Source organism: Pararhizobium sp. LjRoot255, from assembly GCF_964252905.1.
Classification (GTDB): domain Bacteria; phylum Pseudomonadota; class Alphaproteobacteria; order Rhizobiales; family Rhizobiaceae; genus Pararhizobium.
This window is the reverse complement of sequence record NZ_CAXUPQ020000001.1, coordinates 1,853,672-1,869,501: the sequence shown is the minus strand read 5'-3', so window position 1 is coordinate 1,869,501 and position 15,830 is coordinate 1,853,672. Positions and strand designations below refer to the sequence as shown.

General features: G+C 61.9%; 16 protein-coding genes. 2 read left to right on the top strand and 14 right to left on the bottom strand.

All coding sequences use genetic code 11. The features are described 5' to 3' along the window. Nucleotides 1-11: 11 nt before the first annotated feature. On the top strand, nucleotides 12-1,094 hold the full coding sequence (locus ACSQ2W_RS09145) for a TraB/GumN family protein (RefSeq protein WP_436085971.1): 1,083 nt from the start codon (nucleotides 12-14) through the stop codon (nucleotides 1,092-1,094). A 247-nt stretch (nucleotides 1,095-1,341) separates the two neighbouring features. Here ACSQ2W_RS09145 and ACSQ2W_RS09140 read toward each other — a convergent pair whose 3' ends face one another. Further along, nucleotides 1,342-1,695, bottom strand: a complete 354-nt coding sequence (locus tag ACSQ2W_RS09140; RefSeq protein ID WP_436085970.1) for an EF-hand domain-containing protein — start codon at nucleotides 1,693-1,695, stop codon at nucleotides 1,342-1,344. Nucleotides 1,696-1,712: 17 nt separating this feature from the next. Next, nucleotides 1,713-1,961, bottom strand: a complete 249-nt coding sequence (locus tag ACSQ2W_RS09135; protein ID WP_436085969.1) for a hypothetical protein — start codon at nucleotides 1,959-1,961, stop codon at nucleotides 1,713-1,715. 571 nt (nucleotides 1,962-2,532) lie between these two features. Here ACSQ2W_RS09135 and ftsZ point away from each other — a divergent pair. Next, nucleotides 2,533-3,558 (top strand): cell division protein FtsZ, encoded by a 1,026-nt coding sequence (gene ftsZ / locus ACSQ2W_RS09130; protein WP_436085968.1) that lies wholly within the window; start codon nucleotides 2,533-2,535, stop codon nucleotides 3,556-3,558. A 92-nt stretch (nucleotides 3,559-3,650) separates the two neighbouring features. On the opposite strand, the gene ACSQ2W_RS09125 is transcribed toward ftsZ, so the two are convergent. The 12 genes from ACSQ2W_RS09125 to sucC all read right to left on the bottom strand — a co-directional run bounded on the left by ACSQ2W_RS09125 (nucleotide 3,651) and on the right by sucC (nucleotide 15,800). After that, nucleotides 3,651-4,451: an alpha/beta hydrolase gene (locus ACSQ2W_RS09125; RefSeq protein WP_436085967.1), complete on the bottom strand. Its 801-nt coding sequence runs from the start codon at nucleotides 4,449-4,451 to the stop codon at nucleotides 3,651-3,653. A gap of 119 nt (nucleotides 4,452-4,570) precedes the next feature. Further along, entirely contained in the window at nucleotides 4,571-5,062 is a 492-nt protein-coding gene (locus tag ACSQ2W_RS09120) for a DUF2867 domain-containing protein (protein ID WP_436085966.1), read from the bottom strand. Between the two features lie 80 nt (nucleotides 5,063-5,142). Then, entirely contained in the window at nucleotides 5,143-6,549 is a 1,407-nt protein-coding gene (lpdA, locus tag ACSQ2W_RS09115) for a dihydrolipoyl dehydrogenase (RefSeq protein WP_436085965.1), read from the bottom strand. Nucleotides 6,550-6,571: 22 nt separating this feature from the next. Then, nucleotides 6,572-7,324: an SDR family oxidoreductase gene (locus ACSQ2W_RS09110; RefSeq protein ID WP_436087724.1), complete on the bottom strand. Its 753-nt coding sequence runs from the start codon at nucleotides 7,322-7,324 to the stop codon at nucleotides 6,572-6,574. A gap of 2 nt (nucleotides 7,325-7,326) precedes the next feature. Continuing rightward, nucleotides 7,327-7,821 carry a hypothetical protein gene (locus ACSQ2W_RS09105; RefSeq protein ID WP_436085964.1) on the bottom strand — a complete coding sequence of 165 codons (495 nt, stop codon included), beginning with the start codon at nucleotides 7,819-7,821 and terminating at the stop codon, nucleotides 7,327-7,329. 2 nt (nucleotides 7,822-7,823) lie between these two features. Next, nucleotides 7,824-8,465: a LysE family translocator gene (locus tag ACSQ2W_RS09100; RefSeq protein WP_436085963.1), complete on the bottom strand. Its 642-nt coding sequence runs from the start codon at nucleotides 8,463-8,465 to the stop codon at nucleotides 7,824-7,826. A 41-nt stretch (nucleotides 8,466-8,506) separates the two neighbouring features. Further along, on the bottom strand, nucleotides 8,507-8,920 hold the full coding sequence (locus ACSQ2W_RS09095; RefSeq protein WP_436085962.1) for an MAPEG family protein: 414 nt from the start codon (nucleotides 8,918-8,920) through the stop codon (nucleotides 8,507-8,509). 13 nt (nucleotides 8,921-8,933) lie between these two features. Continuing rightward, nucleotides 8,934-10,178, bottom strand: coding sequence for a 2-oxoglutarate dehydrogenase complex dihydrolipoyllysine-residue succinyltransferase (gene odhB / locus ACSQ2W_RS09090; RefSeq protein WP_436085961.1), 1,245 nt, complete (start codon nucleotides 10,176-10,178; stop codon nucleotides 8,934-8,936). A gap of 29 nt (nucleotides 10,179-10,207) precedes the next feature. Next, nucleotides 10,208-10,525, bottom strand: coding sequence for a YciI family protein (locus ACSQ2W_RS09085; protein ID WP_436085960.1), 318 nt, complete (start codon nucleotides 10,523-10,525; stop codon nucleotides 10,208-10,210). A 13-nt stretch (nucleotides 10,526-10,538) separates the two neighbouring features. After that, entirely contained in the window at nucleotides 10,539-13,535 is a 2,997-nt protein-coding gene (locus ACSQ2W_RS09080; protein WP_436085959.1) for a 2-oxoglutarate dehydrogenase E1 component, read from the bottom strand. Between the two features lie 162 nt (nucleotides 13,536-13,697). Beyond that, a complete protein-coding gene (gene sucD / locus ACSQ2W_RS09075) occupies nucleotides 13,698-14,600 on the bottom strand; it encodes a succinate--CoA ligase subunit alpha (protein ID WP_436085958.1) in 903 nt (300 codons plus the stop codon). Between the two features lie 3 nt (nucleotides 14,601-14,603). Next, nucleotides 14,604-15,800 (bottom strand): ADP-forming succinate--CoA ligase subunit beta, encoded by a 1,197-nt coding sequence (sucC, locus tag ACSQ2W_RS09070; RefSeq protein WP_436085957.1) that lies wholly within the window; start codon nucleotides 15,798-15,800, stop codon nucleotides 14,604-14,606. Between the last annotated feature and the right edge of the window lie 30 nt (nucleotides 15,801-15,830).

Below are 15,830 nucleotides of genomic sequence, written 5' to 3'. Positions count from 1 at the left end.
CAGGATCGACAATGTTTCAGCATCTGGCAAAGCCGGCACGCACCATGGCAAGGGAACTGGGCAATTCCGCTCTCGCCCTGATCGCAACATTGCATGTGCTGTTTGCTCTCAGCCTGATCGTTACGCTTGTCTCCCTTTCGCCGGCCCATGCGGCGCAGGATGCCTGCGGTGGCAAGAACCTGATCGCCGAGATGCGCGCCTCCGATCCCACGCGATTTGCGGCGCTTGAAAGGCAGGCCGCTGCCGTGCCGAACGGCAAGGGCCTGTTCTGGAAGATCGAAAGGCCCGGCATCGCGCCGTCCTATCTGCTGGGCACCATGCATGTGACCGATCCGCGCGTACTTGCCATGCCGAAGGGGGCCAGCGAGGCGTATGCGACCGCAAGGACGGTGATCGTCGAATCCGACGAAATCGTCGACGAGCGCAAGGCGGCGGCCGCCCTTTTGATGCAGCCGGAACTGACGATGTTCACCGACGGCAAGTCGATCAAGGACTTTCTGAAGGCCGAGGAACAGGAAAAGCTGACGGCAGGGCTGAAACAGCGCGGCATTCCGCTGACGCTGGTTGCGAAGATGAAGCCCTGGATGATTGCCAGCTTCGTCGCCCTCCCCGCCTGCGAAATGAACCGCAAGGCGGCCGGCGCCTCCTTCCTCGACAAGAAGCTCGCCGAAGATGCGCTGAAACAGGGCAAGGCGCTCAAGGGTCTGGAAACGCTGGTGGAGCAGCTGAAGGCCATGGACGCACTGCCGGTGCAATTTCATCTCGATGCCCTGATCGAGACGCTTGATCTCGGCGACACCGTCGCCGACGTGATGGAGACGACGACAGAACTCTATCTTACCGGCGATACGGGCATGGTCATGCCGCTGATGAAGGCCATTTCGCAAGAGATGTCGCCCGACAACAGCACCGGCTACGCGGATTTCGAGCAGCGCATCGTCATCGATCGCAACAAGACCATGGCCGCCCGCGCCAAGGCGATCCTCGACGGCGGCAGCGTCTTCATGGCCGTCGGCGCCCTGCACCTGCCGGGACATGAAGGCGTGATCGAACTGTTGCGCAACAACGGCTTTACAATTACGGCGGTCAATTGAGGCTCTACAGCGCCGCGCGTCCTATCAGACGCGCAAAGGTCGCTGTAATACTTTGAATTGCTGCATAATTTTATCGTTGGATTGAATACGATCTGAAGGAAATTGTGCAGCGGCAATACAGGCCGGCGTCCGCGACTGCTTTCGATTGCAATTCCCCGTCGCCCCTCAAGATGAGCCCTCCTCCCGGTCAGATCCGCTTTCGCATGTTCTACCCGGGAGGATTGCCATATCCCTTGAAAGCAGGAGTTTATTGGAGATTACCGTCGCCGCTATGATCGGCTGCCGCAAAGTCACCCATAACCCGTTTCATGAACTCGCTCTGACTAACGACGCCATTGCGATCGGTGTCGCTGAGCGAAAACTGTTCGGTGGTGAGGATTTGGCTCACCTCGACAGATTGCAGGCTGCCATCCTTGCTTTTGTCCAGGCTCGCGAAAGCGGTTGTCATGAAGGCCTGATATTCCGAACGTTCGACGACGCCGTTGGAATTGCCATCAAGCTTGTCCATGTGCCCTTGATGCATTGACATTGCCTGCTCCTGCGCGACGACCGCAGAGGCCGGGCACAGGATGAATACCACAATCAAAGCTATCTTGTTCATCAGTGATGATCCTCCAGTCATCGGCAAGTCAGCCGGTTGCCGAGGAAGCCCCCGAGGCCGATGCCGCCGCCGATGGCAACGATCTGACCCGATCCGGCACCGATCGTGCTGCCCAGCAGCCCGCCGACAATTGCACCGCCGACAGTTCCTGCGACACAGCCGAATTCGGCATTGCGGTCCGCGACGGCCTGCGAGGTCGGAGCGGTTTGACAGGCGGACAATGCCAGGCATCCCGCGAGCGCGACAGTCATTGTGCGTTTGCTCATTTCTTCCTCCACATGCTTCCACTTCGATCCAATTCGGACCGGGTGGATGCGCTATTCTGTAGCCCGGACGAAAATAAGCTTCTGAGTTGTGGACCTCAAAATTCAGGAGGCTCTTCTGTCTGATCAGAAGCGGCTCGCCAACAAACATGCAGAATTGGGCGGTGCGTGTGACGACTTCACACGCTTTACCGTATTTGCGGGCCTGCATAGGAGACCCGAGGCTGAATACTACAACCGGACGTGCGGGATGACAACGCTCGGCACGTGCTCGATCGTTCACTGCCCCGATAGCGGATGATGCCGGCACGTGCCGATGGCTGGGGATGGGCGTCAGCGACAACAAGGGAATGATTCCGATGGGACGCCGATTGATACCAAACAGTGACAAAAATACGTCCCGTCACAACACGTGGCCGCCACACACTTGCACCCGCGCCGTCTCTCTGCCTTTTTGCGGACATAACCTGCGGCGGCCTGATTCGCGCCCGCTCCGCTTCGCATTTTTGTTGCAGCTCCCGGACCGCGCTTCCATACGTGCCGGGGCGGCGACCACGTTCAAGGAGATGACGAGATGTCAGAGATCAAGAAACCCGTGATTTCGGAGATGAGGCCGAAGATCACCGTCATCGGCGTCGGCGGTGGCGGCGGCAACGCGATCAACAACATGATTGCCGAAGGCCTTCAGGGCGCGGACTTCATTGCCGCCAATACGGATGCGCAGGCGCTGACCATGTCGAAGGCGCCGCGGCTGATTCAGCTTGGCGCGCAGGTGACCGAAGGGCTCGGCGCCGGATCGCTTCCGGAAGTCGGCCGCGCGGCGGCGGAAGAATCGATCGACGAGATCATGGATCATCTGGGCGGCACGCATATGTGCTTCGTCACCGCCGGCATGGGCGGCGGCACGGGAACGGGGGCCGCGCCGGTGATTGCAGCAGCAGCCCGCAAGGCCGGCATCCTCACCGTCGGTGTCGTCACCAAGCCATTCAGCTTCGAAGGCAAGCGGCGCATGCAGGCAGCCGAGGAAGGCATCGAGCGGCTGCGCGAAGCGGCCGACACTGTCATCGTCATCCCCAACCAGAACCTGTTCCGCATCGCCGATGCCAAGACCACCTTTGCCGATGCCTTCGTCATCGCCGACCGCGTTCTCTATTCCGGCGTCGGCTGCATCACCGACCTGATCGTCAAGGAAGGCCTGATCAACCTCGACTTTGCCGACGTCAAATCGGTGATGAAGGGCATGGGTCGGGCGATGATGGGAACGGGCGAGGCAATCGGCGACGGCCGTGCGTCCAAGGCGGCCGAAGCGGCAATCGCCAATCCGCTCTTGAGTGAAGTGTCGATGAAGGGCGCCAAGGGCGTGCTGATCTCGATTTCCGGCGGCTCCGACATGACGCTGTTCGAAGTGGACGAGGCAGCGACCCGCATCCGCGAGGAGGTCTGTGAGGACGCCGACATCGTCGTCGGCGCAATCTTCGACAAGGGCCTGGACGGCGTCTTCCGCGTCTCGGTCGTCGCCACAGGGCTCGATCAGCAGGCTCCAGGCAGCGAAGTTTCAGCCATCGCACCACAGCCGGCGCAGGTGCGGACGCTGCAGTAAGATCCAGACTGTCTGCCGGGCGGGAGCAAGCGCTTCCCGCTCGGTAGCCACGCGCCATCGCGCCGCTTACCGGGCTCTGGCTCCGGGGTGGTTCATATCAGCGCCTCCACAAAGCGGATGACATTGCCAACCGTGCTGTCGTTCCAGATATCATTGTGACCCGAGCCGTCGTCGATCAGCATCTGCTTGGGTTCGGGAGCGATGCGGTACAACGCCTCACCCGAAGACAGGGGGATGCTGTCGTCACGCCGACCATGAATGAACAGCTTTGGTTGACTCACCTTCGCTATTTTGAGATCCGAGCGGAAGGGATCCTTGATGAGAAGCGCGACCGGAAGGAACGGATAGTGCGCCTCCGCAACCGACAGAACCGACAGGTATGCGGACACAAGAACCACGCCGACGGCTGGCCTCTGCGCCGCCGTGTTCACGGCGATGCCGGTGCCCAGCGAGCGTCCGAGCACAACGATCTCGCTTTTGGAGCGTGCTGAAAGCCAGTCGAACGCCGCGATGCCATCGGCCAGAAGCCCCTCCTCGCCCGGAGAGCCGGTCGACCCCGGATAGCCGCGATAGGAAATCGCCGTCAATCCAATGCCTCGCGCGGCCAGCGCCCGTGCAAGAAAGCCGTAGTTGCCGACTCGGTCACCGTTCCCGAAAAAGAGCAGAACGCACGGCTTGCCAGATGTGCCCTGGCTGTACAGCCCATGAAGCGTCTCTCCGTCGGGCGTCTTAATGGAGACGTTCTCGCCCCAGCCTGCGTGCTCTGGGGCCGTTGACGCGCTTGTGCCGGGAAAGAGGAGGGCACGTTGTGAAAGATACACGACGCCAACAAGCGACACATAGGCGAAGGCCACCGTCAGCGGCAGTATCAGCAGGAGTTTTGTGGTGCTCATGCTGCATGTTCACCGGAAGGTTCGTCAGAGTCCAGAGCCCGTCAGCAGCAAACTCGGCCGTTCCCGAATCAGCGGACTCGCGCCGGGCAATGCCGAAGCAGAACCGCGAGCGCACACCGTCAGCTTGCGGCGTTGGCCGGACGGGACAGCCGGTCCAACATCGTCCGGACGATCAGCCGGTGGAAAGGCGTGATCATCGCAAGATAGAGCTTACCGACGAGGATCTTTCGGCGGACCAGCGTCGTCACGCTGACGACCTGCCTCGTTTCGCCGGCAGGGCGAACATCGACGACGATGCGGAAATCCAGATGCGCGTCGTCGAAGCCGAGGACCATCTGTTCGTCAGAGCGGGAAAGGACCGGGAAAATGCCGATCATCTCGCGCGTATTTGGCGGACCCGATCCCTTGAGACCGAAGGGGCGGACGATGGCGTTTCGCAGCCACATCAGAGCGCGGACCCAGCCCGGAAAATCCCCCATCGCGCGGCCCGCGGCCAAGGTCGCGGTCAGGCCGTTGCCCGGCACGAGGAGTTCATAACAATCCGCCCAGTCGGCCAAAGGCAGCGCCGGATGCGGCAGGGTGACGGGAACCGGATAATTGCGCAACGCCATCGGCATGCTCTCCCTGGATGCGGCGATGGTAGAACGCCCGACGGGGAGGGGCCGATTGTCACGGCCCCTGCGCTTCGTCCTTACATATGGATCGGCTTTGCGAAGGTCGAGAGTGCCGCTTCCTTGACCGCTTCCGACATGGTCGGGTGCGCGTGGCAGGTGCGGCCGAGGTCTTCCGAGGAGCCGCCGAATTCCATCAGCACGGCGATTTCGTGGATCATCTCGCCGGCGCCGAAGCCGACGATATGGCCGCCGAGAACGCGATCCGTGTCCTTGTCGGCGAGAATCTTGACGAAGCCGTCGGTCGCCAGCATGGCGCGGGCGCGGCCGTTGGCCGTGAACGGAAACTTGCCGACCTTGTAGGCGATGCCCGCCGCCTTCAGCTCTTCCTCGGTCTTGCCGACGCAGGCGACTTCCGGCTGGGTATAGACCACGCTCGGGATGACGTCATAATTCACGTGGCCTGCCTGGCCGGCGATGATCTCGGCAACGGCGACGCCCTCGTCTTCCGCCTTGTGGGCGAGCATCGGGCCGCGCACGACGTCGCCGATCGCGTAGATGCCGGGAATGCTGGTCTGGAAATGATTGTTGATCTCGACGCAGCCGCGGGTATCCATGACGACGCCGGCTTTGGCGAGGCCAAGGCCCTCAGTGAACGGCTTGCGGCCGGTGGCGATCAGAACCACATCGGCATCGATCGTCGCGGCATCGCCGCCCTTGACCGGCTCGAAGGTCACCCTGGCGCCGGAGCCCGTCTTTTCAACGCCGGTCACCTTGGCGCCGAGCTTGATATCGATGCCTTGCTTCGCAAGCATACGCTGGAACTGCTTGGCGACGTCACCGTCCATGCCGCCGAGGATCGTGTCGAGATATTCGACCACGGTCACCTTGGCGCCGAGGCGCGACCAGACCGAGCCGAGCTCAAGCCCGATGACGCCGCCGCCGACGACCACCATGGTGGCCGGAACCTTCTCCAGCGCGATGCCGCCGGTCGACGAAATGATGACCTTCTCGTCGATCTCGACCTGGACACCGGGGATGCCGGCAACATCGGAGCCGGTGGCGACGACGACGTTCTTCGTCTCGATGACCTGCTCTTCGCCCTTGTCGTTGGTGACGGAGACCTTGCCTTCGCCAAGAACCTTGCCGGTACCCTGGAAGGCGTCGATCTTGTTCTTCTTGAAGAGGAAGGCGACGCCGTCGACGTTCGACTTCACCGTCGCATCCTTGTGGGCGAGCATCTTCTCAAGGTTCAGCTTCGGAGCCTGTACCTCGACGCCGAGCGCGTCGATGCCGTGGCCTGTCTGGTGGAAGACCTCCGAGGCATGCAGCAGGGCTTTCGAGGGAATGCAGCCGACGTTCAAGCAGGTGCCGCCATAGGTGGCGCGCTTTTCGATGACGCCAACCTTCAGGCCGAGCTGGGCTGCCTTGATGGCGCAGACATAGCCGCCGGGTCCGGTGCCGATAACAATGAGATCATAAGCCATGGATTGTCCTTCTTGAGAGCGGCTATCGTCCGCCGCTGACGTTGAGAATGGCGCCCGTTACATAGGACGACGAAGGGGAAAGCAGGTAGAGAACGGCGTCGGCGACCTCTTGCGCGGTGCCTGGCCGTTTCATCGGGACGGCCGGCGCAAGCTCGCGGGCGCGGTCCGGAAGACCGCCGGAGGCGTGAAGCTCCGTATCGATGATGCCGGGACGGACCGCATTGACGCGGATGCCGTCGGAGGCGACTTCGCGCGACAGGCCGATGGTGAAACTATCGATCGCACCCTTGGAGGCGGCATAATCGACATACTGTCCGGCCGAGCCGAGAACGGCGGCCATCGAGGAAATATTGACGATGACGCCGCCCTTGCCGCCGTGACGGACCGACATGCGCCGCACGGCAGCGGCCGCACAGAGGATCGAGCCGGAGACGTTGACGCGCAGCATGCGATCGAGCCGCTCAGGCGTGATCTCGTCGATCCGGGCCGGCATGCCGACGATGCCGGCATTGTTTACTAGGCCATCAAGCCGGCCGAAAGCCTTGTCCACCGCGTCGAAAATTGCAGCAATACCGGCCTCGCTGCCGACATCGCCTTCAATCGCAACCGCCTTGCCGCCGGCTGCCTCGATTGCCTTGACGACCGCATCTGCGGCCGGGCGGTTCGAGGCATAGTTGACGGCAACGGCCCAGCCCTGCTCGGCCGCCGAGAGGCAGATGGCTGCCCCGATGCCGCGGCTGCCGCCGGTTACCAAAAGGACGGGTTGATCGCTGATCTTCATTGGACACATCCCTTCAAAGCCAGAACATCCCAGGGGGCAACGGTCGCCTTGCCCCAGATGGATGAGTTGCGCACGGCGGGACCAAAATCGGGCAAAAGCAGCTGTGCCGCCGCTTCCGAACCCTCCTCGGGCAGCGAACCGACCTTGCCGTCGGCACCGATGGCATAGATCACGCCCTGCCAGATGGTGCAGGCGGCGATCTCTTCGCCAGTGACGTCGCCCTCCGGGCAGTTGTTCATGATCATGCCGTTGGGCCGGACGGGTTCGCCCGAGGGCATGACGATGCCGTCGAGCACCAGATCGGTCTTCGCCACCTTGATCTTGAAATGATTGCTGGTCGCGGCACTGGCCGAACCCACCGGTTCGAAACGCACTTCATAGGCGCCGTCCGCATCGCCATAGATCGCCTGCTTCTGCAGGCAATCCGCAGCAGTTGCTGGCGTTACGGCCAGCAGCAGACCCAGGATTGATGCGGGAGCGGCAAGGCGCATGCTCAGCCTGCCTTTTCGGTGGCGAGCTTCAGGCCGAGCGCGATGAAGACGAGGCCGCTGACGCGATCGATCCACTGGCTGGCGCGCGAGAAGGCGGCGCGCATCTTCGGCGTCGTCATGAACAGGCTGACGCCGACAAACCAGAGGATCAGGCTACCTGCCATGATCAGGCCATAGCCGAACTTCACAGCGATCGGTGTGTGAGCACCGACCACCGTCGAGAAGATCGACAGGAAGAAGAACACCGGCTTCGGGTTCAGCGCATTGGCGGCAAAACCGAGACCGAAGGCTTTCAATGCCGACTGGCGCTTTTCATTGGCATCCGCGCCTTCGGCCTCAACCGTAATATCCGTCCTGTCGGCACGAAGAGACTTGATGCCGATGTAGAGAAGGTAAGCGACACCGCACCATTTGACGATATTGAACAGGTAGATCGACTGCGAGATGATCAGCCCGAGACCGAGGATCGTGTAGGTCACATGAAACATCAGCGCGGTACCGATGCCGAAGGAAGTGACGATCGCCGAGCGGCGGCCGTGAACCAGCGACTGGCGCATGACCATCGCTAGATCGGCGCCGGGCGAGACGATGGCGAAGGAGAAGATCGCCATCAGCGATGCGAGTTCGAAGAGATAGGGATGCACGGCACGTCTCCGGTTATCGCTGTCAGGCGTCCGCTTTCCTGTCAGAAAACAAGCGCCGATACCATGATGAGGAGCCCGGCGAGCGAGCCAAGCCAGATGAGCGAACGGACGTAGGAAACGCCCGCCAGATAAAGCGGAATATAGACAATCCTGAACACGATCCAAGTCCAGGCGCCGGTGACGCCCCAGCCGGTTGGATCACCGGCGATAGCAAGGGCAAGCGCCAGCCCGACAAAGGCCGGATAGGTTTCCTGGAAATTGACTGAGGCCCGTGCGGCCCGTCCGGCGAGCTTGCCGGACGGCTTCTTCTCCTCGTCACGCGGACCGGCATTCCAGGCCGATCCGAGTTCCAATGTCGACATCATGCCCTGCAAGCCGACATGAAAGACGAGCAGCACAACGCTCCAGGCGAGGAGCGAAAGGAAGGGCGATGCCGCCAGCGCTGCCGCGTCCATGTTTCAGCGCCTCTTACAGATCGAGAACCAGACGTTCCGGATCTTCCAGGCTTTCCTTGACGCGAACGAGGAAGGTCACGGCTTCCTTACCATCGACCATCCGGTGATCGTAGGAGAGCGCCAGGTACATCATCGGACGGATGACGATCTGGCCGCCGACGACGACCGGGCGCTCCTGGATCTTGTGCATGCCGAGAATGCCCGACTGCGGCGCATTGAGGATCGGCGAGGACATCAGCGAGCCGTAGACGCCGCCGTTGGATATGGTGAAGGTGCCACCCTGCATGTCGGCCATCGACAGCGCACCGTCACGGGCCATCTTGCCAAGACGGCCGATGTCCTTCTCGATTTCGGCGATCGACATCTGGTCGGCATCGCGCACGACAGGAACGACGAGACCCTTGTCGGTGCCGACGGCGACGCCGATGTGGCAGAAGTTTTTGTAGATGATGTCGGTGCCGTCGATCTCGGCGTTGACGGCCGGGATTTCCTTCAGCGCATGCGTCACGGCCTTGGTGAAGAAACCCATGAAGCCTAGCTTGACGCCATGCTTCTTTTCAAACAGGTCCTTGTAGCGGTTGCGCAGGTCCATGACCGCCGACATGTCCACCTCGTTATAGGTGGTGAGCATGGCTGCAGTGTTCTGGGCGTCCTTCAGGCGCTTGGCGATGGTCTGGCGCAGGCGGGTCATCTTGACGCGCTCTTCGCGCGGCGCGTCCTCGGCCGGCGACGGGCCACGGGTTACGATCTTGACCGGCTCGGACGCGGCCGGCGCCGAAAGGCCCTTGGCGACAGCAGCAATGACATCGCCCTTCAGCACCTGGCCGCGCTTGCCGGAGCCGTCGACCTGGTCGGCGGTGAGGTTGTTTTCGGCGAGCATCTTGGCAGCAGCTGGCGCCGCCGGCATCGCAGAGGCAACCTGCGGAGCGGCAGGGGCAGCAGCGGCGGCAGCCGGTTGAGCTGCGGCCGGAGCGGCAGCCTTCTTTTCCGCTGCAGGCGCGGCAGAAACGGCGCCGGCGGCACCGTTGGCGATCTGGCCGAGCAGCGCGCCGAGACCGACGGTTTCACCGGCGCTAGCGACGATTTCGGACAGCGTGCCTGCGGAAGGCGCCGGAACCTCGATGGTCACCTTGTCGGTTTCGAGTTCGAGCAGCGGCTCATCGGCCTTGACGGTGTCGCCCACCTTCTTGAACCATGTCCCGACGGTCGCTTCGCTGACGGACTCTCCGAGGGTAGGAACGCGGATTTCTGTGGTCATTTTCAGATCCTGACTTTGATCGTTGTCGGTTATGCGGCAGGTGCGGCGACTTGCCGGAGAATGAGTGAGGGTATGGCAGCAATTTCGAACTGGAAGCCCAGGCGGGCGGCAATGACGGGATCGCCGTCGGCAAGCGCTTGGGCAGCCGCCTCATCGGCGACCTCCACCAGCGCCATGCCCCAGGCGCCGTCCTTGGCGAAGACGGGACCGACCGCAATTGCTCGTCCCGCATCGGCTTGCGCTCGCCAATAGACGGAGTGACGCTCCATCGCGGCCATTTCCTCAGACGTCGCGTCGTGAGGAAATGTGCTGCGGGATGGCACTAGTTTCAGATGAAAATAGGCCATGGCGCGCCGCCTCTCAACCGCCCAGCGCGTCTTCGAGGAAGGCGGCGAGCTGGGCGAGGTGCTTGGACATCAGGCCCGTCGCCGGAGAGGCGGCGGCCGGACGGCCGGTGTAGCGCACGCGCTGGTACTTCGCATCGATATGGGCAAGCACCCATTCCAGATACGGATCGATGAACGACCAGGCGCCCATGTTCTTCGGCTCTTCCTGGCACCAGACCATTTCCGCATTGCGGAAGCGCGAGAGTTCGTTGATCAGCGCCTTGGCCGGGAACGGATAGAGCTGCTCGACGCGCAGCAGGTAGACATCGTCGATGCCGCGCTTTTCGCGCTCTTCCAGAAGGTCGTAGTAGACCTTGCCGGTGCAGAGAACGACGCGACGGATCTTGGCATCCTTCTGCAGCTTGATCGGACCGTCCTTGATGACCTCCGCATCGTCCCAGAGCAGGCGATGGAAGGAGCTTTCACCCGCCATTTCCGACAGCGAAGAGACGGCGCGCTTGTGGCGCAGCAGCGACTTCGGCGTCATCATGATCAGCGGCTTGCGGAAGTCGCGCTTTACCTGACGGCGCAGGATGTGGAAGTAGTTCGCCGGTGTCGTGACATTGGCGACCTGCATGTTGTCTTCGGCGCACATCTGCAGCCAGCGCTCGAGACGGGCCGAGGAATGCTCCGGGCCCTGACCCTCGTAACCATGCGGCAGCAAGCAGACGAGACCGGACATGCGCAGCCACTTGCGTTCGCCCGACGAGATGAACTGGTCGAAGACGACCTGCGCACCGTTGGCGAAGTCACCGAACTGGGCTTCCCAGAGCGTCAGCGCATTCGGACGGGCCAGCGAGTAACCATATTCGAAACCGAGCACCGCTTCTTCCGAGAGCATCGAGTTGATGACCTCATAACGGGCCTGGGTCGGCGCCAGGTTGGCAAGCGGGATATAGCGTTCTTCGGTTTCCTGATCGTAGAGCACCGAATGGCGTTGCGAGAAGGTGCCGCGTTCGCAATCCTGCCCCGACAGGCGGATCTTCGTGCCTTCGATCGCGAGCGTGCCGAAAGCGAGTGCCTCCGCCATCGCCCAGTCAATGCCCTCGCCGGTCTGGATCATGTTGGCGCGGCCATCCATGAAACGCTGAATGGTTCTGTGGACGTTGAAGCCTGCCGGAACCTCCGACAGCTTGCGGCCGACTTCCTTCAGCGTCTTCATCGGCACCGAGGTCTTGCCGCGGCGTTGTTCGTCCTGGTTGTCGGCAGCGCGCAGACCCGACCAGACGCCGTCCAGCCAGTCGGCCTTGTTCGGCTTGTAGGCCTGTCCCGCCTCGAATTCCTGTTCCAGATGGGCGCGCCAGTCGGCTCGCATCTTTTCGAGTTCGCCTTCGCTGATCAGGCCCTCGGCGATCAGGCGTTCGCCATAGAGCTGGACGACCGTCTTGTGGGCGCGGATGACCTTGTACATCTTCGGCTGCGTGAATGACGGTTCGTCGCCTTCGTTATGGCCGAAGCGGCGATAGCAGAACATATCGATGACGACCGGCTTGTGGAACTTCATCCGGAATTCGGTGGCGATCTTGGCGGCGTAGGTCACCGCTTCCGGATCGTCGCCGTTGACGTGGAAGATCGGCGCTTCGATCATCTTGGCGACGTCGGAGGGGTAAGGCGACGAGCGCGAGAAGGCCGGATTGGTGGTGAAGCCGATCTGGTTGTTGATAATGAAGTGCACGGTGCCGGCGACGCGGTGACCGCGCAGGCCCGACAGCCCGAGAATTTCAGCGGTCACGCCCTGGCCGGCAAAGGCGGCATCGCCGTGCAGCAGGAGCGGCATGACCTGGGCCCGCTCGGACAGCGGAATGATGTCACCTTCAAAGACCTTCGCCATTTGGTCCTGCTTGGCGCGGGCCTTGCCCATGACGACCGGGTTGACGATTTCGAGATGCGACGGGTTCGCCGTCAGCGACAGGTGGACCTTGTTGCCGTCGAACTCACGGTCCGAGGAGGCACCCAGATGGTACTTCACGTCGCCCGAACCTTCGACATCGTCAGGCGCCGCGGAACCGCCCTTGAACTCGTGGAACACGGCGCGGTGCGGCTTGCCCATGACGTTGGTCAGAACGTTCAGACGGCCGCGATGGGCCATGCCGAGGATGATTTCCTTGAGGCCGACCTGGCCGCCACGCTTGATGATCTGTTCCAGCGCCGGGATCAGGGATTCGCCGCCGTCGAGGCCGAAACGCTTGGTGCCCTTGTACCTCACGTCGATGAACTGCTCGAAGCCTTCCGCCTCGATCAGCTTCTGCAGGATCGCCTTCTTGCCTTCCGCGGTAAACTCGACGCCCTTGTCCGGGCCTTCGATGCGCTCCTGGACCCAGCCTTTGATCTCGGGATCCGAGATATGCATGAACTCGACGCCGAGCGTCGAACAATAGGTGCGCTCGAGGATTTCGAGCATCTCGCGGATGGTCGCGTATTCGAGGCCGAGCACGTTGTCGAGGAAGATCCGGCGATCGTAATCGCTTTCCTCGAAGCCGTACGACTTCGGCGACAACTCGTCATAGTCCTCGACGGGGGCGGCAATGCCGAGCGGGTCGAGCTTGGCGTGCAGATGGCCGCGCATGCGGTAGGCGCGGATCATCATGATGGCGCGAACCGAATCACGGGTCTGCTGGTGGACATCGGCCGCACTCGGCGCGACGCCGGTGACCGCCGCCTGTTCCTCGGCCTTGGCCTTCACCTTTTTTTCGATGACCTTCTCGACAGTGCCCCAGTCGCCGTCGAGCGCGGAGACGAGTTCGCCATTGGCGACGATCGGCCAGTTCGGCTTCTTCCAGGAGGCGCCCTTGGCTGCCTTGATCGCGTCATCCGGCTGGTCCTGCAGCGCCTTGAAGAACGACTGCCATTCGCCGGAGACCGACGACGGATCGCTTTCGTAGCGCGCATAAAGCTGCTCGATATAGCCGGCATTCGCTCCGTCGAGGAACGAGGTCAGCAGAAATTGCTCGTTGGCTTCTTGCCTTGCCATGGTGCTTCGCGGACCTGTCCGTCCGCCTCCTGACTTGTTAACTCTTGCCGGCTTTTGGTCCCGGTCGACCTCGATGGCACCGGCGCCGGAAGCGCCGTTGCCTTTCTTTGAGTGCAGGCAACCGGGCCGCTGCAATCGTAGGCCCGATCACATCGCCGTGTCTCAGCCCTTGAGGACTTCGACCAGCGTCTTGCCGAGGCGCGCCGGCGACGGCGACACGCGGATGCCGGCCGATTCCATCGCAGCGATCTTGTCTTCGGCCCCGCCTTTGCCGCCGGAAATGACGGCGCCGGCATGGCCCATGGTGCGACCTTCAGGTGCAGTGCGGCCGGCGATGAAGCCAACCATCGGCTTGCTTCGGCCGCGCTTGGCTTCGTCCTTGAGGAACTGGGCCGCGTCTTCTTCGGCCGAGCCGCCGATTTCGCCGATCATGATGATCGACTTGGTCTCGTCGTCGGCGAGGAACATTTCCAGCACGTCGATGAACTCGGTGCCCTTGACCGGGTCGCCGCCGATGCCGACAGCCGTCGTCTGGCCGAGACCTTCGTTGGTGGTCTGGAACACGGCTTCATAGGTGAGCGTGCCGGAGCGCGAGAGAACGCCGACCGAACCCTTCTTGAAGATGTTACCCGGCATGATGCCGATCTTGCATTCGTTCGGCGTCAGCACGCCGGGGCAGTTCGGGCCGATCAGGCGGGACTTCGACTTGTCGAGACGGGCCTTGACCTTGACCATGTCGGCAACAGGAATGCCTTCGGTGATGCAGACGATCAGGCGGATTTCAGCTTCGATGGCCTCAATGATCGCGGCCGCGGCACCTGCCGGCGGAACGTAGATCACCGATGCATCGGCGCCGGTCATTTCCTTGCCTTGCGCCACGGTTGCGTAGATCGGCAGCTTTTCGCCCTTGGAACCTTCCCAGGTCTCGCCACCCTTCTTCGGGTTGATACCGCCGACCATCTTGGTGCCATGGTAAGCCAGCGCCTGCTCGGTGTGGAAGGTGCCGGTTTTGCCGGTCAGACCCTGAACCAGGATCTTGGTGTCTTTGTTGATGAGAATGGACATTGATCAGGCACCCTTCACAGCGGCTACGATCTTCTGGGCAGCGTCGTCGAGATCGTCTGCGGAAATGACGTTCAGCCCGCTCTCGTTGATGATCTTCTTGCCGAGTTCGACATTGGTGCCTTCGAGGCGCACGACGAGCGGAACCTGAAGACCGACTTCCTTGACGGCTGCGATCACGCCTTCGGCGATGACGTCGCACTTCATGATGCCGCCGAAGATGTTGACGAGGATGCCCTTCACTGCCGGATCGGCGGTGATGATCTTGAAGGCATGGGTCACCTTCTCTTTCGAAGCGCCACCGCCAACATCGAGGAAGTTCGCCGGCTCAGCGCCGTAGAGCTTGATGATGTCCATGGTTGCCATGGCAAGGCCGGCACCATTGACCATGCAGCCGATGTTGCCGTCGAGGGCAACGTAAGCAAGGTCGTACTTCGACGCTTCGATTTCCTTGGCGTCTTCCTCGGTCTGGTCGCGGAGCGCTACGACGTCTTCATGACGGAATAGCGCATTGCCGTCGAACGACATCTTGGCGTCGAGAACGCGCATGCGGCCATTCTTCATGACGATCAGCGGGTTCACTTCCAGAAGGCTCATGTCCTTCTCGACGAAGGCCTTGTAGAGGATCGGGAACAGTCTTTCGGCATCGGCCTTGGCTTCGCCTTCGAGCTTCAGCGCCGAGGTCAATGCAGCAAGATTTTCAGCCGTGACGCCGGCTTCCGGATCGATCGCGACGTTGATGATCTTTTCCGGCGTGTCATGGGCGACGGTCTCGATGTCCATGCCGCCTTCGGTGGAAACCACGAAGGAGACCTTACCGACGGCGCGGTCGACGAGGATCGACAGGTAGAGTTCGCGGTCGATGTCGGCGCCGTCCTCGATATAGAGGCGGTTGACCTGCTTGCCGGCTTCGCCGGTCTGCTTGGTCACCAGCGTGTTGCCGAGCATCTCCTTGGCATGGGCCTTGGCTTCTTCAATGGAGAAAGCCAGGCGAACACCGCCCTTGGCATCGGGCCCAAGTTCCTTGAACTTGCCCTTGCCGCGGCCGCCCGCGTGGATCTGGCTCTTGACGACATAGAGCGGGCCTGGAAGCGACTTGGCAGCGGCTTCGGCTTCATCGGCGGAGAAGATGGCGACACCTTCCGCGACCGGTGCACCAAAGCTCTTCAGCAGGGCCTTGGCCTGATATTCATGAATGTTCATGGGGAGATTTCCTGTTTAAGCCGAACGGCA